The 24,079-nt window shown below is 68.0% G+C and carries 19 protein-coding genes; 2 read left to right on the plus strand and 17 right to left on the minus strand.

Annotated elements, in window-relative coordinates; genetic code table 11:
• Window positions 1–18: 18 nt before the first annotated feature.
• The 17 genes from IAI53_RS11565 to IAI53_RS11645 form a co-directional block, all read right to left on the minus strand.
• Entirely contained in the window at window positions 19–819 is an 801-nt protein-coding gene (locus IAI53_RS11565; protein ID WP_187718353.1) for an enoyl-CoA hydratase/isomerase family protein, read from the minus strand.
• 155 nt (window positions 820–974) lie between these two features.
• The gene (gene nqrF / locus IAI53_RS11570) at window positions 975–2,198 is read right to left on the minus strand and encodes an NADH:ubiquinone reductase (Na(+)-transporting) subunit F (RefSeq protein WP_187718354.1); all 1,224 of its coding nucleotides are present in this window, start codon (window positions 2,196–2,198) and stop codon (window positions 975–977) included.
• A gap of 15 nt (window positions 2,199–2,213) precedes the next feature.
• The gene (nqrE, locus tag IAI53_RS11575) at window positions 2,214–2,822 is read right to left on the minus strand and encodes an NADH:ubiquinone reductase (Na(+)-transporting) subunit E (RefSeq protein WP_187718355.1); all 609 of its coding nucleotides are present in this window, start codon (window positions 2,820–2,822) and stop codon (window positions 2,214–2,216) included.
• 1 nt (window position 2,823) lies between these two features.
• Entirely contained in the window at window positions 2,824–3,492 is a 669-nt protein-coding gene (locus tag IAI53_RS11580; protein ID WP_222948283.1) for an NADH:ubiquinone reductase (Na(+)-transporting) subunit D, read from the minus strand.
• 2 nt (window positions 3,493–3,494) lie between these two features.
• Window positions 3,495–4,286 (minus strand): Na(+)-translocating NADH-quinone reductase subunit C, encoded by a 792-nt coding sequence (locus IAI53_RS11585; RefSeq protein WP_187718356.1) that lies wholly within the window; start codon window positions 4,284–4,286, stop codon window positions 3,495–3,497.
• Window positions 4,276–5,490: an NADH:ubiquinone reductase (Na(+)-transporting) subunit B gene (locus tag IAI53_RS11590; RefSeq protein WP_187718357.1), complete on the minus strand. Its 1,215-nt coding sequence runs from the start codon at window positions 5,488–5,490 to the stop codon at window positions 4,276–4,278. Before IAI53_RS11590 ends, IAI53_RS11585 begins: the two co-directional genes overlap by 11 nt.
• A gap of 3 nt (window positions 5,491–5,493) precedes the next feature.
• Window positions 5,494–6,831, minus strand: coding sequence for a Na(+)-translocating NADH-quinone reductase subunit A (locus IAI53_RS11595; RefSeq protein WP_187718358.1), 1,338 nt, complete (start codon window positions 6,829–6,831; stop codon window positions 5,494–5,496).
• 270 nt (window positions 6,832–7,101) lie between these two features.
• Complete coding sequence (locus IAI53_RS11600) at window positions 7,102–7,614, minus strand: DUF4442 domain-containing protein (protein WP_187718359.1); 513 nt, start codon at window positions 7,612–7,614, stop codon at window positions 7,102–7,104.
• A 7-nt stretch (window positions 7,615–7,621) separates the two neighbouring features.
• Entirely contained in the window at window positions 7,622–8,821 is a 1,200-nt protein-coding gene (locus IAI53_RS11605; protein ID WP_187718360.1) for an acetyl-CoA C-acyltransferase, read from the minus strand.
• Between the two features lie 149 nt (window positions 8,822–8,970).
• The gene (locus IAI53_RS11610; protein WP_187718361.1) at window positions 8,971–11,352 is read right to left on the minus strand and encodes a 3-hydroxyacyl-CoA dehydrogenase/enoyl-CoA hydratase family protein; all 2,382 of its coding nucleotides are present in this window, start codon (window positions 11,350–11,352) and stop codon (window positions 8,971–8,973) included.
• A gap of 63 nt (window positions 11,353–11,415) precedes the next feature.
• Window positions 11,416–12,705 carry an OmpP1/FadL family transporter gene (locus IAI53_RS11615; protein WP_187718362.1) on the minus strand — a complete coding sequence of 430 codons (1,290 nt, stop codon included), beginning with the start codon at window positions 12,703–12,705 and terminating at the stop codon, window positions 11,416–11,418.
• 73 nt (window positions 12,706–12,778) lie between these two features.
• Complete coding sequence (locus tag IAI53_RS11620) at window positions 12,779–13,186, minus strand: acyl-CoA thioesterase (protein ID WP_187718363.1); 408 nt, start codon at window positions 13,184–13,186, stop codon at window positions 12,779–12,781.
• A gap of 24 nt (window positions 13,187–13,210) precedes the next feature.
• Window positions 13,211–15,187, minus strand: coding sequence for a 3-hydroxyacyl-CoA dehydrogenase NAD-binding domain-containing protein (locus IAI53_RS11625; protein WP_187718364.1), 1,977 nt, complete (start codon window positions 15,185–15,187; stop codon window positions 13,211–13,213).
• 32 nt (window positions 15,188–15,219) lie between these two features.
• Entirely contained in the window at window positions 15,220–16,164 is a 945-nt protein-coding gene (locus IAI53_RS11630; RefSeq protein ID WP_187718365.1) for a DegV family protein, read from the minus strand.
• Window positions 16,165–16,312: 148 nt separating this feature from the next.
• A complete protein-coding gene (locus IAI53_RS11635) occupies window positions 16,313–17,599 on the minus strand; it encodes an acetyl-CoA C-acetyltransferase (RefSeq protein ID WP_187718366.1) in 1,287 nt (428 codons plus the stop codon).
• Complete coding sequence (locus tag IAI53_RS11640) at window positions 17,596–20,097, minus strand: acyl-CoA dehydrogenase (RefSeq protein WP_187718367.1); 2,502 nt, start codon at window positions 20,095–20,097, stop codon at window positions 17,596–17,598. Before IAI53_RS11640 ends, IAI53_RS11635 begins: the two co-directional genes overlap by 4 nt.
• 79 nt (window positions 20,098–20,176) lie before the next feature.
• A complete protein-coding gene (locus IAI53_RS11645; protein WP_187718368.1) occupies window positions 20,177–20,875 on the minus strand; it encodes a TetR/AcrR family transcriptional regulator in 699 nt (232 codons plus the stop codon).
• 218 nt (window positions 20,876–21,093) lie between these two features.
• On the opposite strand from IAI53_RS11645, the gene IAI53_RS11650 reads away from it, so the two are divergent.
• Both IAI53_RS11650 and IAI53_RS11655 read left to right on the plus strand, forming a co-directional pair.
• On the plus strand, window positions 21,094–23,157 hold the full coding sequence (locus tag IAI53_RS11650; protein WP_225433302.1) for a DUF1631 family protein: 2,064 nt from the start codon (window positions 21,094–21,096) through the stop codon (window positions 23,155–23,157).
• A complete protein-coding gene (locus IAI53_RS11655) occupies window positions 23,154–24,074 on the plus strand; it encodes an HDOD domain-containing protein (RefSeq protein ID WP_187718370.1) in 921 nt (306 codons plus the stop codon). The genes IAI53_RS11650 and IAI53_RS11655 overlap by 4 nt, the downstream gene beginning before the upstream one ends.
• Window positions 24,075–24,079 lie beyond the last annotated feature (5 nt).

Here is a 24,079-nt window from a genome sequence, read left to right on the forward strand (position 1 = left end):
GCCGCAGGAGCGGACGGATCAGTCGCCGCGGAAGGCCGGCTTGCGCTTCTCGAGGAAGGCGTTGACGCCCTCGCCGAAGTCGCCGGTCGCGGCGCAGCGCGCGAAGGCCTCGGCCTCGCTCTGCAGTTGCGACTCCAGCGGATTGTCGTGCGAGGCGGCGAGCAGGCGCTTGATCTCGGTGTAGGCGTGGCGCGGGCCGCCCATCAGGCGACGGACCAGCTTGTCGGTTTCCGCATCGAGCTCATCCACCGGCACCACCTTGCTGACCAGCGAAAGGCGCAGCGCCTCCTGCGCATCGAAGCGGTCGGCCAGCAACAGCAGCTCGGCGGCCTTGCGCCGACCGACCTGGCGCGGCAGAAAGTAGGACGCGCCGCCGTCGCCGGACAGGGCGATCGCCGAATAGGCGGTGGTGAACACCGCATTGTCGGCACACACCGCGAGGTCGCTGCCCAGCATCAGCGACAGGCCGAAGCCTGCGCAGGCGCCGCGCACCCGGGCCACCACCGGCTGCGGCAGGGCCTGCAGCATTTCCACCGTGGGATTGATGTACTGCGCGATCATCGCGCGGAAGGTGGTCAGGCGCGCCTCGGGCGACAGATGCAGGTTGCGGGCAAAGTCCTTCAGGTCGCCGCCGGCCATGAAATGGTCGCCAGCGCCGGTGACCACCACCACGCCCACATCCGGCGTCGCGGACAGTTCGCGCACCGCGGCGGCGAGGTCCTGCATCATCTCCACGGACAGCGCATTGAGCGCTTCGGGACGATTCAGGGTGAGGGTGGCGACCTTGTCGCGCATCTCGAGCAATACGGTATTGGCCATGCTGTCTCCTCCGGGAATCCTTGCGGGCGGCGCGTCTTCGTCATGCGCGCCTGCCGCGGACAAGGCCTGAACATAAACCCCCGGCGCGGGCACGCGCAAGGCGCGCACCGGCCGGGGGTCGGGTGGTGCAGCCGGCGAGCCGGCAGGCGGGAAGCTCAGCCGCCGAAGTCGTCGAGCATGATGTTCTCGCGTTCGACGCCGAGGTCCAGCAGCATCTTGATCACCGCCGCGTTCATCATCGGGGGGCCGCACATGTAGAACTCGCAGTCCTCGGGGGCCGGGTGGTCCTTGAGGTAGTTCTCGTACAGCACGTTGTGGATGAAGCCGGTGTAGCCGGTCCAGTTGTCCTCCGGCAGCGGGTCGGAGAGCGCCAGGTGCCAGGTGAAGTTCGGGTTCTCTTCCTGCAGCTTGTTGAACTCGTCGACGTAGAAGGCCTCGCGCATCGAGCGCGCACCGTACCAGAAGGTGATCTTGCGCTTGCTGTGCAGGCGCTTGAGCTGGTCGAAGATGTGCGAGCGCATCGGCGCCATGCCGGCACCGCCGCCGATGAAGACCATCTCGTTGTCGGTCTCGCGCGCGAAGAACTCGCCGAAGGGGCCGTACACCGTGACCTTGTCACCCGGCTTGAGGTTGAACACCCAGGAGGACATCTTGCCCGGCGGGATGTCGTCGCGTCCCGGCGGGGGCGAGGCCACGCGGATGTTGAACTTCACCAGGCCCTTCTCTTCCGGGTAGTTGGCCATCGAGTAGGCGCGGATCGTGGTTTCGTCCACCTTGGAGACGAAGCGCCACATGTTGAACTTGTCCCAGTCGCCGCGGAATTTCTCCTGGATGTCGAAATCCTGGTACTTGACCACGTGCGGCGGGCACTCGAGCTGCACGTAGCCGCCGGCGCGGAAATCCACGTTCTCGCCTTCCGGCAGGCGCAGGGTGAGTTCCTTGATGAAGGTGGCGACGTTGGGGTTGGACTCCACCGTGCATTCCCACTTTTTCACCCCGAAGACCTCTTCCGGCACCTCGATCTTCAGGTCCTGCTTGACCGCAGTCTGGCAGGACAGGCGCCAGCCTTCCTTGGCGTCGCGCTTGGTGAAGTGCGACTCCTCCGCCGGCAGCATGGAGCCGCCGCCTTCGAAGACCTTGCACTTGCACTGCGCGCAGGTGCCGCCGCCGCCGCAGGCCGAGGGCAGGAACAGGCCGTTTTCGGACAGGGTCTGCAGCAGCTTGCCGCCGGCCGGCACGGTGAGCTTGTGTTCGCCGTTGATGTCGATGGTGACGTCGCCGCTGGCCACCAGCTTGGAGCGGGCAAAGATGATGAACACCGCCAGCGCGAGCACGATCGCGGTGAACATCCCGATGCCGAGTACGATTTCCGTATTCATGCGTTCATTCCATCCTTACAGCTGCACACCGGAGAAGGACATGAAGCCCAGCGACATCAGCCCGATGGTGATGAAGGTGATGCCCAGGCCCTGCAGGCCCTCGGGCACGTCGCTGTACTTGAGCTTCTCGCGGATGCCTGCCAGCAGTGCGATCGCCAGCGCCCAGGAGAAGCCCGAGCCGACGCCATACACCACGCTCTCGCCCAGGCCGTAGTCGCGCTCGACCATGAACAGGGTGCCGCCCAGGATGGCGCAGTTCACCGTGATCAGCGGCAGGAACACGCCCAGCGCGTTGTAGAGCGCGGGCACGTACTTGTCGAGCAGCATCTCGAGGATCTGCACCATCGCGGCGATCACGCCGATGTAGGACAGCAGGCCGAGGAAGGACAGATCGACGTCCGGCAGGCCGGCCCACGCCAGCGCGCCGTCGCGCAGCAGCCAGGTGTAGATCAGGTTGTTGGCCGGCACGGTGATCGTCTGTACGACGATCACCGCAACGCCCAGGCCGATCGCGGTTTCTACCTTCTTGGAGATGGCGATGAAGGTGCACATCCCCAGGAAGAAGGCCAGCGCCATGTTCTCGATGAACACCGCGCGCACGAAGAGACTGATGTAGTGCTCCATATCAGTACACCTCCTTGGCGATCACCTGCGGCGCCATCTTGAAGCTCGGCTTCTCGACCTGCTCCTTCTTCCAGGTGCGCAGCGCCCAGATGAACAGGCCGATCAGGAAGAAGGCCGAGGGCGGCAGCAGCAGCAGACCGTTGGGCAGGTACCAGCCGCCGTCCTTGGTCAGCGGCAGGATGGCCACGCCGAACAGCTTGCCGGCACCGAACAGCTCGCGCACGATGCCCAGCGCGATCAGCATGGCGCTGTAGCCCAGGCCGTTGCCGATGCCGTCGAGGAAGGACAGCCACGGCGGGTTCTGCATGGCGAAGGCTTCGGCGCGGCCCATGACGATGCAGTTGGTGATGATCAGGCCGACGAACACCGACAGCTGCTTGGACAGGCTGTAGGCATAGGCCTTGAGCACCTGGTCGACCACGATCACCAGCGAGGCGATGATCACCATCTGCACGATCATGCGGATGGAGCTGGGGATCTGCGCGCGGATCAGCGAGATGAACAGGTTGGAGAAGCCGGTCACCAGGGTGAGCGCGATCGACATCACCAGCGCGGTCTGCAGGTTGGAAGTGACCGCGAGCGCCGAACAGATGCCGAGGATCTGCAGTGCGATCGGGTTGTTCTTGAAGACCGGATTGAGCAGGACTTCCTTGGGCGTGGGCTTGGACATGTTCAGACCCCCTGAGTGCTACGCAGCTTGGCGAGGAAGGGGCCGAAGCCCTGCTCGCCGAGCCAGAATTGGAGCAGGCGATTGACGCCGTTGCTGGTCAGCGTGGCGCCGGCCAGCGCGTCGACCTGGTGTTCGGCCTGCGGACTGGACGGATCGACGCCGCCCTTGACGATCTCGATCACCGGCTTGCCGGACTCGTCGAACAGCGACTTGCCCACCCACTGCGCCTTCCAGTTCGGGTTGTCGACCTCGCCGCCGAGGCCCGGCGTCTCCGCATGCTGGTAGAAACCCATGCCGACCACGGTGTTCAGGTCGCCCTTGACCGCCATGAAACCGTGCAGCGTGGACCACAGGCCGTAGCCGCGGATCGGCAGGATCAGGGTTTCCAGGCGGCCGTCCTGCTCCACCATGTACACCGTGGTGTAGCGCTCGCGGCGCTTGATCAGCGCGATGTCCTGGTCGCCCGGCAGGGCTTCGGACAGCGCGGGATCGCGCGCCGCCTTGAGCGGATCGAAGAGGGCCGGGTCGTGCGCATCGGAGAACTCGCCGGTCTCCAGGTCGACGATCCGGGCGGTGATGCGTTCCGCGAACAGCGACTTCACCTCGCGCGCAGGCAGCCGCCCTTCGCCCAGTCCGGCGATGGACAGGATGCTGCGCTGCTTGTCGAGCTGGCGGTTCTCGATCTGGATGGGCTTGAGCGACACCGCCGCCCCGGCCACGAAGACCGAACTGACGAGACTGACCGCAAGCGCCACCAGCAGCGTGCGGGTCGTCGATTCCTTCTTACTGGACATTGCGCGCGAGCCTCCGCTTGATGTTGGCCGCGATCACGAAGTGGTCGATCAGCGGCGCGCACAGGTTGGCGAACAGGATCGCCAGCATCATTCCTTCGGGGAAGGCCGGGTTCACCACACGGATCAGGACCACCATGACGCCGATGAGTGCCCCGAAGATCCACTTGCCGGTATTGGTCATCGACGCGGACACCGGGTCGGTGGCCATGAAGATCATGCCGAAGGCGAAGCCGCCGACCACCATGTGCCAGTACCAGGGCATGGCGAACATCGGGTTGGAGTCCGAACCGATGGTGTTGAACAGCGTGCTCATGGCGATCATGCCCAGCATCACGCCGGAGACGATGCGCCAGGAGGCGATCTTGGTGAGCAGCAGGAAGGCGCCGCCGATGAAGATCGCCAGCGTGCCGGTCTCGCCGATGGAGCCGTGCATGTTGCCGAGGAAGGCGTCCCACCAGGTCAGCCCTGCGGCGGCGATGGCTTCCATGCCGCCGGCGGCGCCCAGGCCCAGCGCGGTGGCGCCGGTGTAGCCGTCGACCGCGGTCCATACCGCATCGCCCGACATCTGCGCCGGGTAGGCGAAGAACAGGAAGGCACGGCCGGTCAGCGCCGGGTTGAGGAAGTTCTTGCCGGTGCCGCCGAACACTTCCTTGCCGATCACCACGCCGAAGCTGATCCCCAGCGCCACCTGCCACAAGGGGATGGACGGCGGGCAGGCCAGGGCGAAGAGCACCGAGGTGACGAAGAAGCCTTCGTTGACCTCATGCTTGCGCACCGAGGCGAACAGCACCTCCCAGAAGCCGCCGACCAGGAAGGTCACCAGGTAGACCGGCAGGAAGTAGGCTGCGCCGTGGATCATGTTGTCCCACAGGCTTCCCGGGTCGAAGCCGGCGAACACCGAGATCAGGGCCAGGCGCCAGTTGTCCTGGGCCGCCAGCAGGTCGGGGTTGGCAGCGTAGATGCTGTTGGCCTGATGGCCGATGTTCCACATGCCGAAGAACATGGCCGGGAAGGTGCACAGCCACACCGTGATCATCATGCGCTTGAGGTCGATGCCGTCGCGCACGTGGGCGGTGGTCCGGGTCACGCTCGGCGGACGGTAGAAGAAGGTATCGACCGCTTCGTACAGGGCATACCACTTCTCGTACTTGCCGCCCTTGTCGAAATGGTGCTCGACGCTGTCGAGGTATTCACGCACGCCCATCGATCAGCCCTCCTTCTCGATACGGGTCAGGTTGTCGCGCAGGATGGGGCCGTACTCGTACTTGCCGGCGCACACGTAGGTGCACAGCGCCAGGTCCTCCTCGTCCAGTTCCAGGCAACCGAGCTTCTGCGCCATCTCGGTGTCGCCGACGATGATGGAACGCAGCAACTGGGTGGGCAGGATGTCCAGCGGCATCACTTCCTCGTAGTTGCCCACCGGCACCATGGCGCGCGGGCTGCCGTTGGTGGTGGTGGTGAGATCGAACAGGCGTCCGCCGGTGAGCTTGGAGATGAAGATGTTCAGCACCGAATGCTTGTTCACCCCGGCGCGCAGGTAGTGCATGAACTCGCGCTGGTCGCCTTCCTGCAGGCAGGACACCTGCAGGTGGTAGCGGCCCAGGTAGGCAAAGGCGCCGCGGGCGGTCCGCCCGCCGAACACCGAACCGGAGATCACCCGGTTCTTGCCCGGCTTGAGTTCGCCCGCGGTCAGCTCGTCCAGACAGGCCCCCAGGCGGGTGCGCAGCAGACGCGGCTGCTCGACCACCGGGCCGCCCAGCGCGACCACGCGCTCGGCCCACAGCTGGCCGGTGGCGAACAGCTTGCCGACCGCGATCACGTCCTGGTAGTTGATCTGCCAGACGAACTTGTGGGCGTCGACCGGATCGAGGAAATGGATGTGGGTACCCGGCAGGCCGGCCGGATGCGGGCCGGCAAAGCGCTCGACCTTCACCTTCGGCAGGCCTTCGCCCGGCACCTCGCCCTGCTCGCCGGCGCACACGAAGATCGGCGCAATGCGCGCGAGCACCTTCAGGCCACGGACGAAGTCCTCGCGGTACTCGGCGACGATCACCGCCGGATCGGCGGCCAGCGGATGGGTATCCACCGCGGTCACGAAGATCGACGCCGGCTTGGCATCGACCTCCGGCACCTTGCTGAAGGGGCGGCTGCGCAGCGCCGTCCACAGGCCGGACTGCTGGAGGTTCTCGCGCACCTGCTCGTCGGACAGTCCGTCGATCTCGCTGTCGTCATAGCGGGTAAAGTCGATGGCCTCCTCGCCTTCGAGATCGATCACCACCGACTGCAGCACGCGGCGCTCGCCGCGGTTGATGGCGCTGACCACGCCTGCACCGGGCGCGGTGTAGTGAACCCCGGGCGTCTTCTTGTCGGAGAACAACACCTGGCCGAGTTTGACCCGATCACCGACCTGCACCGCCATCGTGGGCTTCATACCGTGATGGTCGAAGCCGATGACAGCCACGCTGCGCACCGGCCGGGCGGCCTCGATACGCTGCGCGGGTGCGCCGGTGATGGGCAGATCCAGTCCGCGTTTGATTCTTATCATGCGTCTAGCCCAAATCACTGGTGGATACCGAAGGATGGCCGTCCCCCAATGACGGCCGGCACCGCCCCGTCACGGCCCGGACGGGCCGTGCATGGACGGCGTCCCTGCACGAACAAACCTGCGGATTATAAAAGACATGAGACGGGCTGCCACCCCGTAAAAACCCTTTTTCCACGCCCCCGCTTGGTGCAGAAACGTCGAAAACCGGGGAAGCCCGCGCCAGGCGGCGCTTTCCGTCCGGCGCCGCCCTTGCGGCGGCGCGTCATTCGTTCAGCCGGACAGGCGCGCCAGCTTGTCGCCGTAGTGCGCCTTGGTCGCGCAATAGACGGTCTTGTCCAGCTCCACGTGCACCCGGCCCTGTCGGTCGCGCAACTCGGCACGGAAAGTCCGCTCGGTCTCGCCGTGCTCGGCCAGTTCGCGGCGGACCGCTTCAACGGTGGCGGCATCCACGTGAAAGTCGGCGAACAGGTGGCTGCGCCCGGGGCGGCGGTAGCGGATCTGCCCGGCCTTGTCCCACACGATGACGTCGTCGCCCAGCTGCAGGGCCAGCAGCATGGCGAACATCGGATCAGCGGCGGCATACAGCGCGCCGCCGAACAGGGCTCCCGCCGGATTCACCGTGCGCCAGGAGTGGCGCAGCATCACCCGGATGGTGGTGAGGTCGCGCGAGACATGAATCACCCGCCCACCGGTGGCGCGGTAGGACGGGTAGAAGTTGAAACCCAGGCGCAGCAGTGCCGCCCGGAAACGCGGCGGCACCCTGTCCAGCAGTTTGGGACGCACGGACGGCTCAGACGCGCTCGAATACCCCGGCCGCGCCCATGCCGGTGCCGATGCACATGCTGATCATGCCGTGCCGCAGGCCGGCGTCGCGCTGCATGGCGGCCATCAGCGTGGCGGTACGGATCGCCCCGGTGGCGCCCAGCGGATGGCCGAGCGCGATCGCGCCGCCCAGCGGATTGACCCGCGCCGGGTCCATGTCGAGCTGGCGCATCACCGCCAGCGCCTGCGCGGCAAAGGCCTCGTTGAGCTCGGTCCAGCCGATGTCGGCGAGCTTCACCCCGGCCGCGGCCAGCGCGCGCGGGATGGCCTCCACCGGGCCGATGCCCATGATCTCGGGCGGCACGCCGGCCACCGCGAAGGAGGCGAAACGCGCAATCGGCGTGGCGTTGTAGCGCTTGAGTGCGGCCTCGGACATCAGCAGCACCGCACCGGCACCGTCTGACATCTGCGAACTGTTGCCCGCGGTCACCGAGCCGCGTGCGGCGAACACCGGACGCAGCTTGGCCAGCCCCTCGGCGGTGGCTTCGGCGCGCGGACCCTCGTCGTCCTCGCAGACGCGCTCGACCACCCGCACCGTACCGCCCTCGCCGGGCAGATGGGCGCTCACGGCGTAGGGCGAGATCTCGTCGCGGAAGCGTCCGCCGGCGATCGCCGCGCAGGCCCGGCGGTGCGACTCCAGCGCGAAGGCGTCCTGGTCCTCACGGCTCACCTGCCACTTGGCGGCCACCTTCTCGGCGGTCAGACCCATGCCGTAGGCGATGCCGATGTTCTCCTCGCGGGCGAAGATCGCCGGATTGAGGCTGACCTTGTTGCCCATGATCTGCGGCATCGCGCTCATCGACTCGGTGCCGGCGGCGATCATCACGTCCGCCTCGCCGAGGCGGATGCGGTTGGCGGCATCGGCCACCGCCTGCAGGCCGGAGGCGCAGAAGCGGTTGATGGTGATGCCCGGCACGCGATCCGGCAGGCCGGCCAGCAACAGGCCGATGCGTGCCACGTTCATGCCCTGTTCGGCTTCCGGCATCGCGCAGCCGACGATCACGTCGCCGATCTCGCCGGCGTCCAGCCCCGGCACCTTGCCGACCACCGCGCTCAGCACGTGGGCCAGCATGTCGTCCGGGCGGACGCTGCGGAACATGCCGTTGCGCTTCGACACCGGCGTGCGCGTCGCGGCGACGATGTAGGCGTCCTGAATCTGCTTGCTCATTTTCTATGTCTCCTGATGTTCGGTTGGCGCATCCTGATCGCTGCGGCTCGCAGGGTCTGTAGGAGCGGCCTTGGCCGCGATGCGGCGCTTCCCGCGGGCCAATGAGGCCGCATCGCGGGCAAGCCCGCTCCTACGCCGAGGCAGCGCGCTCAGTTGCGCAGCGGCTTGCCGGTTTCCAGCATGTGCACGATGCGTTGCTGGGTCTGCTCGTTCTTCAGCAGCTCGACGAACTGCGCACGCTCGACGTCGAGGATCCACGCCTCGCTGACCCGCGCATTGGTATCCACCTCGCCGCCGCACAGCGCGGTGGCCGCGGCCTTGGACACGCGGTAGTCGTGGGCGGAGATGAAGCCGCCCTCGCGCATGTTGGCGAGCATCATTTCGCAGGTGGCGATGCCGTTGCGCCCGGCCACCACCACCTTGCGCTCGACCAGGGGCGGGCGCCAGCCGGCCTCGGCCATCGCACGCGCACGGCGGATGGCCACGTAGAGCAGCTCGTGGGCGTTGAACAGCACGTCGTCGGAGGGCTTGGCGAAGCCGTACTGCACCGCCTCGACCGCGCTCTTGGCCACGGTCGCCATGGCCACGGTCTGGAAGGCGGTCTGGATGTAGGGGAAGACGTCGCCGCCCGCGGCACGTTGCGCCAGTCGGTGGGCCTGCAGGGCGAACTCCTTGCTGCCACCACCGGCCGGAATCAGGCCGACGCCCACTTCCACCAGGCCGACGTAGCTCTCCAGCGCCATCACGCGGTGCGCCGCGTGCATGGCGAACTCGCAACCGCCGCCCAGGGCCATGCCCTGCACCGCGGCCACCACCGGCACCTGGGCGTGCTTGATCGCCATCGAGGCCTGCTGGAACTTGGCCACCGTCTTCTCGAGCAGGTCGAACTGGCCGGCCTGGCAGGCCGCCGCCACCTGCTGCAGGTTGGCCCCCACCGCGAACGGCGCCTCGTGCCACAGCACCACGCCGTCGAGATCGCGTTCGGCGCGCGCCACCGCTTCGAGCAGGCCGTCGAGCACCTCGTCGCCGATGGCATGCATCTTGGACTTGAAGGACAGGATGCCGATGCGGGCGTCCTGGTCGGGGCGCAGCCACAGGCGCACGCCGTCGTTTTCCCACAGGGTCTCGCCACGCGAGCGCGGCGCTTCGCCCATGACCTGCTCGGGGTAGAGCTGGCGCTCATACACCGGCAGCGCGGAGCGCGCCTTCAGCGCATCGTCCGCAGCGCTGTAGGAGCCGGCGGCCTCGTGCACGCCGTCGCGCCGGAACACCCAGGCCGGCAGCGGCGCGCTGGCCATCGCGCGGCCGTGCTCGATGTCCGCACGGACCATTTCGGCGACCTCGCGCCAGCCGGCGGCCTGCCAGGTCTCGAACGGACCCTGCGCCCAGCCGAAGCCCCAGCGCATGGCCAGGTCGAGGTCGCGCGCGTTGTCGGCGATGTCGCCCAGGTGCACCGCGCAGTAGTGGAAGACGTCGCGGAAGATGGACCACAGGAACTGGGCCTGCGGATGCGCGCAGGCGGCCAGGCGGGCGAACTTCTCCTTCGCGTCCCGCAGCTTGAGGATCTCGTCCACCTCTACGGCAATTTCGGCGCCGCTAGGCCGGTAGTCCTGCCTGGCCAGATCCAGCACCATGATCTGCTTGCCTTCCTTGCGGAAGATGCCGGCGCGGGTCTTCTGCCCCAGCGCACCCTTGGCGATCAGCGCCTGCAGCCACTCGGGGCTTGCGAAATGCGCGTGCCAGGGGTCGTCCGCCAGGGTGGCCTGCATGGTGCCGACCACGTGCGCGAGGGTGTCGAGGCCGACCACGTCGGCGGTGCGGTAGGTGGCGCTCTTGGGGCGGCCGATACGCGGCCCGGTGAGCGCGTCCACTTCGTCGAAACCCAGCCCGAGGCGGGCGGTATGGTGCATGACCGCGAGGATGGAGAACACGCCGACGCGGTTGGCTACGAAGTTGGGGGTGTCCTTGGCGCGCACGATGCCCTTGCCAAGGCGGCTGGTGACCCAGGTCTCCAGCGCGTCGAGCATCGCGGGCTCGGTGTCGCGGGTGGCGATCAGCTCGACCAGCGGCATGTAGCGCGGCGGGTTGAAGAAATGGATGCCGCAGAAGCGCCCGCGCAGTGCCGCCGGCATGCCCTCGGCGAGCGCATTGATCGACAGGCCGGAAGTGTTGGAGGCGAAAATCGCATTCGGACGGATGTGGGGCGCGACCTTGGCGTAGAGGTCGAGCTTCCATTCCATCTTCTCGGCAATCGCCTCGATGATCAGGTCGCAGTCGCGCAGTTGCTCCAGATCGCTGCCGTAGTTGGCCGCGTCGATGAAGGCCAGACGGTCCTTGGCCGCCAGCGGCGCCGGGTCGAGCTTCTTCAGCCCGGCCAGCGCGCGGTCGACGATCGCGTTCGGCTTGCCCTCCTTCGCGGAGAGGTCGAATAGCACCACCGGCACGTCGGCGCTGGCGCAGTGCGCGGCGATCTGCGCGCCCATGACGCCGGCACCGAGCACGGCGACCTTGCGGATAATGAAGTTGCTCACGCTGCTCTCCTATTGCTGCTGTGCGGCGCCCGGTGACCCGGGCGCCGGCCCTTCTATCGAGGGTCAGAAGTGGTGGTTGAGTTGGACGGACAGGATGTGCACCTTGGTGTCGAACTTGCCATCGACCACCTGCGCGGTCGGCGTGGTGCCGAGCACCGTCTGGCGGCGGATCTTGGCTTCATCGAACATCAGATAGGCGTAACCGACGTCCATGGAGGTCTGTTTGGTGAACTTGTAGTTCATGCCCACCGCCAGCCAGGTGCGATCGGAATCGGGCAGGCGGACCGTACGGTCAGTGGCGCTCTGGACCGGCGACTCATCGTAGGCCAGACCTGCACGCAGCCGCAGTGCGTCGGTGTACTGATACTGCATACCGACGCCAACCCGGTAGGCATCCTTGAAGCCGAGATGCTCGTCCGTGAGCAGGGCACCGCTGCCGCGATGGGTCACCCGCAGCGAGGGGATGGAACTCCAGCCCGTCCAGGTGTAATCCGCGAGCAGTTCGAGCCGTTCCCCAATCTTCTGAGACAGGGCGAGCGAGGCGGTATCAGGCAGTTCGATCTTGACCTGCACTGGGGTGGAACCCGCCGGATTCTCGGACTTGCCCTTGACCTTCAGATCGATGCTTGAGCGATAGGTCAGGCCGATGCGGGTAGTCGGCGTAACCTGGAACATCGCCCCGGCGTTCCAGCCGTAGCCGGTGTCGTCGCCCGACAGCTTGTTCTCCACATCCACCGTGGCCGGCAGAGCGGCCGTGACCGGGATCATGCCGCGCAGGTCGGCCTCGAACTTGACCATGTTAACGCCGAAGCCCAGCGAAACCAGGTCATTCACCTTCCAGGCAACGGACGGGTTGACGTTGATCGCCTTGATCTCGGAATAGTTGCCCTGATAACGCCCCATGAAATCGTCATCCCATTCGGTGGCATTGCCGAAGGTGGGCGACACCCCCAGACCGATGCGCAGTTCAGGGGTAATGGACATGGTCCAGAAGGCTGCCGGGACATAAGACTGCCCGCCCGCCTGCCCACCATCACCACCCAGCGGATAGGCCGGCACCGGCGGTGCGGCGACGCGCAACTGGTTGGTACCGCGATCCTTGAATTCAAGCGAGCGGTCGAGCAGGGTCAGCGCGCCGGTAACGTGATGCCCTTCGGCCAGATACGTCATCCCGGCCGGATTGAAGAAGATGGTCGAAGCATCCTCCGCCACCGCTGCCGAACCCGCATAGGCATAGCCCGTTCCCGCCCCGTTCTGGTTCTGCAGCGCGAAACCCGCCGCCATCGCGTGCCCCGAAACAAACGCCCCGCTCGCCACGAGCGGTATCCAGACGGCCAGCTTCCTGAGTTTCATATAGTCTCCTCCTTTGGTTTTGATGGGCGGCAGCGCCCGCCCGGGCGAACAGCATTCCATGCGGCAGTCCGCCTCATTCGGCGGGTATCGGCCTCTTGCGACCCTTGTCGTCCACCGCTACGTAAGTCAGCGTGGCCTCGGTGACCTTCACCACTACCGGGTTCTCCGGGTCGCGCTCGGCGTACACCTCCACATCCACGGTGACCGAGGTGCGCCCCACCGACACCACATCGGCATAGAAGCTCACCAGGTCGCCCACCGACACCGGCTGCTTGAACAGGAAGGAATTCACAGCGATGGTCGCCACCCGGCATTTGGCGCGGCGGCGCGCAGGAATCGCCCCGGCGATGTCGACCATGGCCATGATCCAGCCGCCGAACACGTCGCCGGCGGGGTTGAGGTCCGCCGGCATGGGCATCACCCGCAGTGCGGGTTGCTTGCCGTCGGGCAGTTGGACGGGGACTTCGGGCAGGTCGGTCATGATGCGCACTCCACGGTTGTCGGCTCAGTGGCTTCCCGCCTGCACCGCCCGCAGCGCCGCCGCCCCGCCACGGCGGGGAAATCCACCCTGGCGCAGGAAATTGAGCGGCCCGCCGGTGAAGGGCGCGAAGCCGGTACCGAATATAACGCCGGCATCGGCCAGATCGGCATCGGCAACAACCCCATCCTCCACACAGCGCTGAACGGCCGCGAGCAGCGGCGCAACGACGCGCTCGGCCAACCCGTCGGGCGCCGTTGCCGGGCTGCCCCTCTGTGCCTTGCCGCCGCTCCAGCGGTAGTAACCCTGCCCGCTTTTCTTGCCCAGGTGGCCGGCGGCTACCAGGTCGAGCAGTTTGCGCGGCGCCTGGGCGGTTTCGTCGCCCGCCAGCGCCTTGCCGGCGGCCACCGCGATGTCCAGCCCGACCGTGTCGACCAGCTCGACCGGCCCCATCGGCATGCCGAAGGCCAGCAGGGCCTCATCCACCGTCTCGGGCGCGATGCCTTCCTCGACGCAGCGCAGCGCCTCCAGCATGTAGGGGCCGAGCACCGCGTTGACCAGGAAGCCGGGCGCGGACTTGACCGGCAGCGGCAGCTTGTCGATGGCGCGCACGAAGGCCGCTGCCCTCTTCACCGCGTCGGCGTCCGAGTCCGTGCCTTCGACCACCTCGACCAGCGGCATCATCGCCACCGGGTTGAAGAAATGGATGCCGACCAGACGCTCGGGCCTGTCCAGCGCGGTGGCGATGTCTTCCAGGCGCAGGCTGGAGGTATTGGTGGCGAGCACGGCATCGGGCTTGGCACGCGATTCCAGGTCGCGGAACAGCGCCTGCTTGGCGTCCAGGTTCTCGTAGATCGCCTCGATGATCACGTCGGCATGTGCCGCGCCGTGGCCCTGCGGGTCGGCGATCAGGCGGTCCAGCGTGAAGCGCACCTGGCGCTTGTCGCCACGAAATTTCTTCTCGTACAGCTTGTTGGCACGCGCGATGGCCGGCGCAATGCGCTCCACCGACTGGTCCTGCAGCGTCACCGTCATGCCGCGTAGCGCGCACCAGGCGGCGATGTCGCCGCCCATGACGCCGGCGCCGACCACATGCACCCGGCGCGGGACAAAATCGCTGTCCTTTCCAAAGCCCTTCAGGCGCTCCTGCAGGAAGAACACGCGCACCAGGTTCTTGGCGGTCTGCGAGCCGAAGATGGTGGCCATCTCGCGCTCGGCGGCGAGCGCATTGCCGCCGTGGCGCGCCCAGATGTCGATGATGGCGAACGGCGCCGGGTAGTGCTGCGGACGCGCACGGGACGCGGCCTGCTTGCGCGCCTGCCCGGCAACCACCGCCTTCAACGGGCCGTTCAGCAGACGCTGCATCAAGGGCAGGCGGCGACGCGGACGGCGCGAGACCACCAGCATGCGCGCGGCGTTCTCCATCACCCGCGGCGGCACGCACTCGTCGGCCAGGCCGAGGCGCTGCGCGCGCTTGGCATCCACGCCCTTGCCGGTGAGCATCAGGTCGAGCGCGGCGGCCGGGCCGACCAGCTCGGGCAGGCGCTTCATGCCGCCCCAGCCGGGCACGATGCCCAGCATCACCTCGGGCAGCGCCAGGCGGGTGGAAGGCTCGTCCACCACGATGCGGTAGCGGCAGGCGAGCGCCAGCTCCAGCCCGCCGCCCAGGCAGTGGCCGCGCACCAGCGCAAGCGTCGGGTAGCGCGCCGCGGCGAGCTGGTTGAAGGTGCGCCAGCCGCGCTCGATCAGCGTGCGCGCGGCTTCCGGCTTGTCCAGCGCGGTGAATTCGTGGATGTCGGCGCCGGCGATGAAGCCGGCCGGCTTGGCCGAGGCGATGATCAGCCCGGCGGGCGGGGCGCTGTCGAAGGCGGCCAGCACGCGCGCCAGTTCGTCGAGCGCTTCGGCCGACAGGGTGTTGGTGGCCGCATCGGCGCGGTCGAACCACAGCCAGGCCAGGCCCTCCGCGTCGCGCTCGATGCGCCAGTGTTTGTAGCTCACGCTCATTCTTCTGCTCCGGCGGCAGCGTGCTGCCGCAATCATGAGAAACGGTGCTGCGCGGCGGCGAAGGCCACGCACAGGCTGCCGACGCCGACATTGACGGCGCCGGTCTTGCTCATCTGGCTGACCAGCACGGTGTGGCCGGCCGCCTCCAGTTCGGCACGAAAGGCGGCGAACCCGGGCATCTGCTCAAGGCGATCCAACGCCCCGGCGTAGCTCACGCACACGCAGGGCACTTCCAGGCCACGCCCGGCCTCGGCCAGCACGTTGTCGAACACCCGGCGCACGCCGGCGTCGAAGCCGCGCGCCTTGGCCACCGGCCCGGTGGTGTCGCGGTGGCAGTGCAGGATGGGCTTGACGTCGAGCAGGTTGCCCAGCGCGTAGCTCGCCCAGTTCACGCTGCGGTCGCCCTTGCGCGCCGCACGGTGCAGCACGAAGTACAGGTCGTCGGCCACCAGGTAAGTGTGGATGCGCTCGGCCAGCGCGCGCAGGCGCAGTTCCAGTTCGCCCAGCGTGGCGCCGGCCTCGCGCAGGCGCACCGCCTCCCAGGCCAGTACCGCCTGCCCGGCGAACATCGAGCGGCTGTTGATCACCGTGGCGCCCCAGCGCAGCGGCAGGCCCTCGGCGCGGCGCTTCTCGCGGGCACGGGTGCCCACGGTGAGTGCCGCGCGCGTGGCGTGCGCGTAGATGGGGCTGCGGGCCGAGGTGATCGTCATGCACACCAGATGGTCGTAGCGCGTGGCCCAGCGCTCCAGCAGGGTGGCCTCGACCGCCGCGGGGTCCAGCGGGTGCGATTGCGCGTGCAGTTCGGTACGCCGGTCCAGGCGCTCACGATAGAAGGCCGCGGTGCGCTCGGGGTCGCGCACGTCCTGCAGCTGGCGCTCGCCCAGGCGGATGCCGATCGGCAGCACCTCGACGCCACGCTCCGCCAGGAAGGCGGGCGGCAGGTCGCAGGCAGCATCCACTACCAGTCCGATCTCCATGTCTCCTCACGTCGTCGCCTGAGGCGATCTGTTCGTGTTCGGTCGGCTTACGTCCGTACCCGGCCCCGTCCGGGGTGCAGGGGGCCCCGACCGGGGCCGGGTACAGCCGTAATCGTCGGGCGTTACGCCCGCTTGTTCTTACTTGCGCCTACGCGCAGCGTTCAACCAGCATCGCCCCGCCCTGGCCGCCGCCGATGCAGATCGACGCCATGCCGCGCGCGCCGCCCGAGCGCCGCAGGCGGGCGAGCAGGTGCAGCACGATGCGCGCGCCGCTCGCCCCCACCGGATGGCCCTGCGCGACCGCGCCGCCATCGGCGTTGAGCCGCTCGGCGTCGATCGACCCGAGCGCGCCGGTCAGGCCGAGTTCGTCACGGCAGTAGTCGATATCGGCCAGCGCGCGCTGGCAGGCGATGACCTGCGCGGCGAAGGCTTCGTTGATTTCCCAGGCGTCCAGCTCATTGGGCGCCAGCCCGTGGCGCTGCAGGATGGGCGCGGCGGCATGCACCGGACCCAGGCCCATCTGCGCGGGGTCCAGCGCGGCCCACTGGCTGTCGACGATGCGCCCGAGCGGCGCGAGGCCGTGACGCTCGACGGCCTCTTCGGACGCCAGCACCAGCCAGGCCGCGCCGTCGGTGATCTGCGAACTGTTGCCGGCGGTCACGCGGCCGTACTTGCGGTCGAAGAAGGGCTTGAGCTTGGCCAGCCCGGCCATCGACGCATCGCGGCGCACGCCGTCGTCGACGCGGTACACCGTGCCGTCGCGGTCGATCAGCGGAACGATCTCGTCGTCGAAACGGCCGTCGTCCTGCGCGGCGGCCACGCGCCGGTGGCTCTCCAGCGCATAGGCGTCCATGTCCTCGCGGGTGATGTGGAAGCGGTGGGCGAGGTTCTCCGCGGTCTGCCCCATCAGCTGGCCGACGATGGGGTCGGTGAGCCCCTTCATGATGCCGATCACCGGCGCCAGGTAGCCGAGCTTGAACTTCTTCAGCGCGGCAAGCTTCTGGCCGGTGGTCTTGGTGGCATACCAGCCCGACAGCCAGCGCACCATGGCGTCCGAGAACAGCAGCGGCGCGCGCGACAGCGCATCCACGCCGCCGGCCAGCACCAGCTGCGAGCGCCCGGCGTGGATGTTGGCAATTGCGGAATCGAGCGCCTGCATGCCGGATGCGCAGTTGCGCATCACCGTCCAGCCCGGCACTTTCTGCCCGCAGCCCATGCGCAGCGCCACCACGCGGCCGATATTGACCTCGTCCGGCGAGGGGCTGGCGCAGCCCAGGATGACCTCGTCGAGCTGGTCCGGGGCAAAGCGCTGGCGGGCGAGCAGCGCGCTGCCCGCGGCGGTGGCGAGGTCCGACGCGGCGAACGGCCCGGGGGCGTTCTTCGCCTTCAGGAAAGGCGTGCGTGCGCCATCGACGATGTAGACCGGGCGGTTCATGCGGCCACCTTCTCCACGGTCGCGTGGCCCTTGTCGCCCGCTTCCGGCAGTTCGGCGAGCGCGGCGCGCAGGTCGAAGTCGTAGGGGAAGTCGTCCACCCGGATGACCTTGTCGCGCAAGCGGTTGCGGCGCTCGACCACGGCGTATTCCTCGGCGCTGATCACGCCGGCTTCGCGCGCCTTGGCCCACACCTCGTCCACATTGCCGCCGACCAGCAGCCCGGGCTTGAAGCGGCCGTCCTTCTGCGCCTTCTTCAGCTTGGCCTCGATCGGTTCGGCCTCGATGGTGGCGGCCAGGGCGGCTTCCAGCGCGCCCACCGGCTCCTCAACGTCGGTCGGCAGATAGACGTCGGCGGTCAGGCGGTCGCGGGTCGCGGACGGTTCGATCAGCAGGCGGGCGACCTCGTGGCCCAGGCGGTCGGAGGGCACCACGTAGGGGCGGCCGAGCGGGAACACCACCAGGCGGCGCAGGATCATCGCGAAGAAGCGGTTGGGGAAGTTGGCGATCACGCCCTCGAAAGCGTTCTGCGCGCGGAACATGCAGTCCCAGATCGCCCAGTGCATCAGCGGCGCGTCCGCGGCCTGGCGACCTTCCGCCTCATAGCGGCGCAGCGTGGCGCTGGCCAGGTACATCAGCGAGAGGATGTCGCCCAGGCGGGCGGAGAGCTTCTCCTTGCGCTTCAGCGCGCCACCCATGGTGCCCATGGAGATGTCGGCGAGGAAGGCGAAGGCCGCCGAGAAACGGGTAAGCTGCTGGTAGTAGCGGCGGGTCTCCGGCGCCACGTCGGCCGGCACGCCGGCGAAGTGCGAGCCGGTCAGGCCCATCACCAGCGCGCGCACCGCGCTCGACACCGTGTAGCCGATATGCCCCCAGAAGGCCTCATCGAAGGCGCCGAGGTCGTTCTTCTGCGCGGCGTGCATCTCGTCGAGCACGTAGGGATGGCAGCGGATCGCGCCCTGCCCGAAGAGGATCAGGCTGCGGGTGAGGATGTTGGCGCCTTCCACCGTGATGCCCACCGGGATCTGCTGGTAGGCGCGGCCGAGGAAGTTCTGCGGCCCCAGGCAGATGCCCTTGCCGCCGATCACGTCCATGCCGTCGTTCACCGTCTGGCGGGCGCGCTCGGTGACGTGGTATTTGACGATCGCCGACACCACCGAGGGCTTCTCGCCCAGGTCGATCGAGCCGGCGGTGAGGATGCGCGCCGAGTCGCACAGGTAGGTGTTGGCGCCGATGCGGGTGAGCGCCTCTTCCACGCCTTCGAAGCGGCCGATGGCGGTCTTGAACTGGTAGCGCACCCGCGCATAGGCCCCCACCGCGCGTGCGGTGAGCTTCTGCATGCCGGTGTTGGAGCCCGGCAACGAGATGCTGCGCCCGGCCGCCAGGCACTCCATCAGCATGCGCCAGCCCTGCCCGGCCATCTTCGGTCCGCCGATGATGAACTCAAGCGGCATGAACACGTCGGTGCCGCGCACCGGACCGTTCATCCACACCGCGTTGAGCGGCAGGTGGCGGCGGCCGATGTCCACGCCCGGGTGGTCGTGCGGCACCAGCGCGCAGGTGATGCCCAGATCCTGGTTCTTGCCGAGCAGGCCGTCCGGGTCGTACAGGCGGAAGGCGAGGCCGAACACCGTGCACACCGGCGCCAGGGTGATGTAGCGCTTGTCGAAGGTGACCCGCATGCCCAGCACTTCCTTGCCCTGCCACATGCCCTTGCACACCACCCCGGCATCGGGGATGGAGGCCGCGTCCGAACCGGCCCACGGGCTGGTCAGCGCGAAGGCGGGGATCGCCTCGCCGCGCGCCAGGCGCGGCAGGTAATACTGCTTCTGCTCCGGTGTGCCGTAGTGCAGCAGCAGTTCGGCCGGGCCCAGCGAATTGGGCACCATCACGGTGACTGCCGGTGCGGACGAACGGGTGGACAGCTTGGTCACCACCTGGGAGTGGGCGAAGGCCGAGAAGCCCTTGCCGCCGTACTCCCTGGGGATGATCATGCCGAGGAAGCCCTTGTCCTTGATGTACTGCCAGACGTGCGGAGGCAGGTCCTGCTTCTGCGTGCTGCCCCAGTCGTCGGTGAGGCGGCACAGCTCCTCGGTCTCGTTGTCGAGGAAGGCCTGCTCCTCGGCGGAGAGCTTGGGCCAGGGATAGGACTGCAGCTTCTTCCAGTCCGGGCGGCCGGCGAACAGATCGCCCTCCCACCACACGGTGCCAGCCTCCAGCGCATCCTTCTCGGTCTGCGACATCGACGGCAGGGCCTTGCGGAAGGCGCGGAAGATCGGCGCGCTGACCAGGCTGCGGCGCAGCGGACGGATCAGGAAGACCGCCGAAAACGCGACCCACAGACCAAGCACCACAGCCGTGGTGAGCGGCGCGAAACCCGCCGCCCAGGAAAGTCCGGCCAACCAGGCCAGACCGACGCCCGCCCAGGCAAAAAATGGCGCTCGCCCGAAGGCGAGCGCACCTGCCAAGGGAGGGAGGGAACCGATGAACCACCAGATCATTGCTGTCTCCTTCTACCCGGGGCTGCGGTCTTTGCGCCGCAGTCCTCCTTCGACTCAATCAATAGGAACTACCACGCCCTCATGCGGCCTCGCGCCCGCCACGGTGGCGCTTGTCCAGCGCTGCGTATTCGGGCAGCGGCGCCCGCAGACCACCCAGCAGGAAGGACATCAACCGCGGCATCAGGCGAGCCGGGTCGGCATCGTCGAACTTGCCGGCAAACAGTTGAAGCGCGTCGGTGCCGGCGATGGCGTAGGACATCGCCCCCATCATGAAATGGAAGCGCCACAGGATCTCCTCGCGCGGCACGTCCGGCAGCGAGCGGTACAGCGCACCGAGGAAGCGCTCCAGCACCTCGGCGTACTCCTCGGCAAGGAACTGGCGCACGAAGGTACTGGGCTCGGTATAGGTTCGACCGAGCAGGCGCATGAAAGTGTGACCGCCGTGCTCGGTATCGGCCGCGAGCGCCAGCGAGGTGCCGAAGAAGGCCTCGACGATGCGGCTGGGCTTGAGCGGCGCGCCACCGGCTTCGGCCTCGATTTGGTCGAGAGCGGCCAGGCGCTGGCGGTTGAGCTCGGTAAGACGACGACGGAAGACTTCCTGGATCAGCGCGTCCTTGCTGCCGAAGTGGTAGTTCACCGCAGCGAGGTTCACCCCCGCCTGGCTGGTGATCATGCGCATCGAGGTCGCTTCGAAGCCGTGCTCCATGAACAGCACCTCGGCCGCATCGAGGATGCGGCTGCGGGTTTCGGGTTGATGGCGATTGGCCGGTGCGCTCATGAAATTCCTTGATCCACCGTGCCGGGGCGCGAGGTCCTCCGGGCACGATTCGTTCAAACGTTTGTTTGAATTGTACGTTTCAATTTCTCCCCGTCAAGCACTTTCTCCATCCGGGGCCGGTCACGTCCCGATACGGCTCGGTACTGGACGCACGAAAGCACGGCAGGCAATATGCGAACAGGCCCCAAGTCGTATCCATCCGGCAGCATCGTCGCGCCATGCGGCACGCGGAGTCATCAGTGACCGACCGGAATTCCTCCCTTCCGCCAGTAGACCCTCCTCGCTTCAGGTCGTACGCCGAGCTGCTCGCCACATGCCGTGAGCGCTATGTGGATCGCATCGGTTCGCTGCTGGAGACATCGGTGGAGCAGATCGACGCGGCGCTGCAGGCCCGCCGGCGTGCCGCTGCGGAGTTGAGCGAATCGCTCAGCCTGCTGGAGACCCAGTACCAGTTGCGCGCCATGGCGCGGGGACTGAGGACGAAGTTCCGCCGGAGCTTCGAGGACAGCTTCCGCCGCCGGACAGAGCCCGCACCGGCCGGGGATGCAGATGCCGACGAATCATGCCTGCTGCCCGCCTTCGGCCTGTCCACACCCGCGGACATCGAGGTCGCACCCGAGGTGATCGAGCTGTCCGCCCCGCTGATCGAGGCCACCTCGGCGGAACTGGCCGAACTCCGTCCGCGGGTTGCCTGGCTGACCGGGCACGAGACGCTGGACGACAAGCACGATCCCCTGGGGCCGGTCGCGATCTGCGAGGCCGTGCTGGAGCTGTGTTCCGAGCTTGCCGGTGCAGCCGAGAACCGGGCGCTGATCAAGCAAATGCTGATGGACTCGGTGCGGACGGCGCTCGCCGCCCTGTTTGCCGAAACCAGCGCACAGCTCGCAGCCAGCAACGTGCCGCCGACCGCCGGACGCAGCCCCGCCCCGGCCGGCGACCTGCTGACGAGCGGCGGCGACAGCATGGAGGCGACGACCGAGCCGGCAGCCCCCCAGCAACCCTCCCGGCCCGCCCCCGCTCACAGCGGCACGGCGCTGCAGCAGGCGCTGGCCGGGTCGCCCCCCGGCGCGGCGACCCTGAGCCTGCAAGGCCGCGACTTCCCGCTGACCCATGGCACCGACGCCCTCGAGAACATCCTGCGCAACCTGCTGACGGCGGGTATCGGCGAGCGCCTGGACGACGACGAAAGAATGATCGTCGACGTGGTCGCCTCCCTGTTCGACTACCTGTTCGACAGTGCGAGCATTCCCCGTCCGATCAAGCTGCTGCTGGCCCGGCTGCAGCTTCCCATCCTGCGCCTGGCACTTGCAGATCACGACTTCTTCGCCGATCGCCAGCACCCTGCGCGCCGGCTGCTCAACCTGCTCGCACTGGCGGGCGCCACGTGGGATGGCGAAATCACCCCCGACAGCGCCCTGCATCGTGAAGCGAGCCGCCTCATCGTAGACATCGAGCGCCACTCCGCGCGGGACTCGGGGGTGTTCGCCCGCGCCCGTCAGACGCTGGAGACCTGGCTGGCCGAACAGGAGCGCATGGCCGACGAACGCGCGGCGACCCTCACCGACAAGCTGGTCCAGCGAGAGCGCGTGCAGATCGCCACACGCGAGGCGGAAGCGGTCGTCGCCCCCATCCGTGCGGACTCGACCCTGCCCGAGTCGCTGCGCCAGTTCGCCGGCGGCACCTGGGTGAAGGTACTCACCCATGCCCAGCAGGCCGGCGGCAGCAACGGTCCGGCATGGCGTGAAGCCACCGCTGCGCTGCAGGATCTGGTGTGGAGCGTGCAACCCAAGTACGACACCGCCGAGCGCGCACGCCTGGCCCGCCTGCTCAAGCCGCTGCTCGAAACGATGCGTGCCTGCATGGACCGCGCCGGCATCGATTCCGAAACCCGCGACGCCTTCTTTACCGAACTGGTCAGGCTGCATGCCGCGGCCGTCAAGGCCGGCATGTCCGGCGCGCCGGCCCGCCAGGTGGCCTACCGCGGAGACGCCGAGCCCGAACCCGACCCCGGGGGCGAGTTCGAGGTCGACATGCTCGGGCGCGGCGACTGGATCGAACTGCGCGAACAGGACGGCAGCGTGCGGCGCGTGCGCCTGACCTGGATCAGCCCGGCGCGCACCCTCTACCTGTTCGCCAACCGCCAGGGCCAGCGCGCGGTCGCACTCACCCGCGAGGAACTGGCCCGGCGTTTCACCACCGGAGAGGCCACCGCCGCGGGCGAAGACACGCTGCTCGGGCGCATCGTCGACGATGCCCTGGACCGCCACGGGAACGAATCATGAACCAGACCACCCGACCACCGCGCAACCACGAACACACGCGCGGCCAGATCCGCCGCTTCATCCTCGACGCCGAGTCGCTGCCCAGCCCCAAGGGTGCGGCTTTGCGCCTGATCGAGCTCGCGCGCGACCCCAACGCCAGCATCGACGAAACCGTGAGGGTCATCCAGACCGACCCGGCGCTCACCGGCTTCGTGGTGCGCGCCGCCAACGCCGCGCGCTTCGGCGGCATCGAGCGCACCCTGGACCTCAAGCGCGCGGTGGTACGCGTGGGCATGCAGATGGTGCGCGCCCATGCGCTGGCCATTTCGATGATCCGCGACAACAAGAAGCTCGGCTGCAAGCACTTCGACTACATCCGGTTCTGGACCGAATCGCTGTACACCGCGGTGCTGATGGACAACCTGGCCAAGCGTTACCGTGAGTTCCGCCCGGGCGAGGCCTTCGTACTCGGCCTGCTGGCCGGCGTCGGGCGGCTCGCCTTTGCCACCGCTGCGCCGGACGATTACGACGTGGTGCTGGCGCGCGCCACCTCGCGCGGCGTGCCGCTGGAGCTGCTGGAACAGGAAGCTTTCGGTTTCGACCACCACGAGCTGTCCTCCGTGCTGCTGGCCGACTGGGGCGTGCCGACCGAGCTGGCCGACGTGGTCTACTGGCAGTGCGACCCCGAAGGCGGCGGCCTGTTGCCCGACTCCCGCCCCTACCGCTTGGCCGGCGTGCTGCAACTGGCTGCGGGCCTCTCGGCCGAAGCGGTCGCACCGCCCGAGGAGGAAGGCGCCAGCGGCATCGTCTACCTGCGTGCCGCGCTGCTCGAACTGGACGACGAGGATATTGCCGAACTGACCGCCGATGCGATGGTGGAACTGCGCGACTGGCTGCAGATGATCGGCCTGCCGCCGCTGCGCAAGCCCGGCGGGTGAGCGCG

This window comes from Thauera sedimentorum (genome assembly GCF_014489115.1).
Taxonomy (GTDB): domain Bacteria; phylum Pseudomonadota; class Gammaproteobacteria; order Burkholderiales; family Rhodocyclaceae; genus Pseudothauera; species Pseudothauera sedimentorum.

Bases quoted from the DNA above. Each gene is read 5' to 3' on its own strand.
- IAI53_RS11615 (WP_187718362.1), bottom strand. From the start codon at position 12,705: ATGAAACTCAGGAAGCTGGCCGTCTGGATACCGCTCGTGGCGAGCGGG.
- IAI53_RS11650 (WP_225433302.1), top strand. From the start codon at position 21,094: ATGCGGCACGCGGAGTCATCAGTGACCGACCGGAATTCCTCCCTTCCG.
- IAI53_RS11635 (WP_187718366.1), bottom strand. From the start codon at position 17,599: ATGAACCGCCCGGTCTACATCGTCGATGGCGCACGCACGCCTTTCCTG.
- IAI53_RS11605 (WP_187718360.1), bottom strand. From the start codon at position 8,821: ATGAGCAAGCAGATTCAGGACGCCTACATCGTCGCCGCGACGCGCACG.
- IAI53_RS11595 (WP_187718358.1), bottom strand. From the start codon at position 6,831: ATGATAAGAATCAAACGCGGACTGGATCTGCCCATCACCGGCGCACCC.
- nqrF (WP_187718354.1), bottom strand. From the start codon at position 2,198: ATGAATACGGAAATCGTACTCGGCATCGGGATGTTCACCGCGATCGTG.
- IAI53_RS11625 (WP_187718364.1), bottom strand. From the start codon at position 15,187: ATGAGCGTGAGCTACAAACACTGGCGCATCGAGCGCGACGCGGAGGGC.
- IAI53_RS11590 (WP_187718357.1), bottom strand. From the start codon at position 5,490: ATGGGCGTGCGTGAATACCTCGACAGCGTCGAGCACCATTTCGACAAG.
- IAI53_RS11565 (WP_187718353.1), bottom strand. From the start codon at position 819: ATGGCCAATACCGTATTGCTCGAGATGCGCGACAAGGTCGCCACCCTC.
- nqrE (WP_187718355.1), bottom strand. From the start codon at position 2,822: ATGGAGCACTACATCAGTCTCTTCGTGCGCGCGGTGTTCATCGAGAAC.
- IAI53_RS11585 (WP_187718356.1), bottom strand. From the start codon at position 4,286: ATGTCCAGTAAGAAGGAATCGACGACCCGCACGCTGCTGGTGGCGCTT.
- IAI53_RS11620 (WP_187718363.1), bottom strand. From the start codon at position 13,186: ATGACCGACCTGCCCGAAGTCCCCGTCCAACTGCCCGACGGCAAGCAA.
- IAI53_RS11645 (WP_187718368.1), bottom strand. From the start codon at position 20,875: ATGAGCGCACCGGCCAATCGCCATCAACCCGAAACCCGCAGCCGCATC.
- IAI53_RS11655 (WP_187718370.1), top strand. From the start codon at position 23,154: ATGAACCAGACCACCCGACCACCGCGCAACCACGAACACACGCGCGGC.
- IAI53_RS11630 (WP_187718365.1), bottom strand. From the start codon at position 16,164: ATGGAGATCGGACTGGTAGTGGATGCTGCCTGCGACCTGCCGCCCGCC.
- IAI53_RS11640 (WP_187718367.1), bottom strand. From the start codon at position 20,097: ATGATCTGGTGGTTCATCGGTTCCCTCCCTCCCTTGGCAGGTGCGCTC.
- IAI53_RS11580 (WP_222948283.1), bottom strand. From the start codon at position 3,492: ATGTCCAAGCCCACGCCCAAGGAAGTCCTGCTCAATCCGGTCTTCAAG.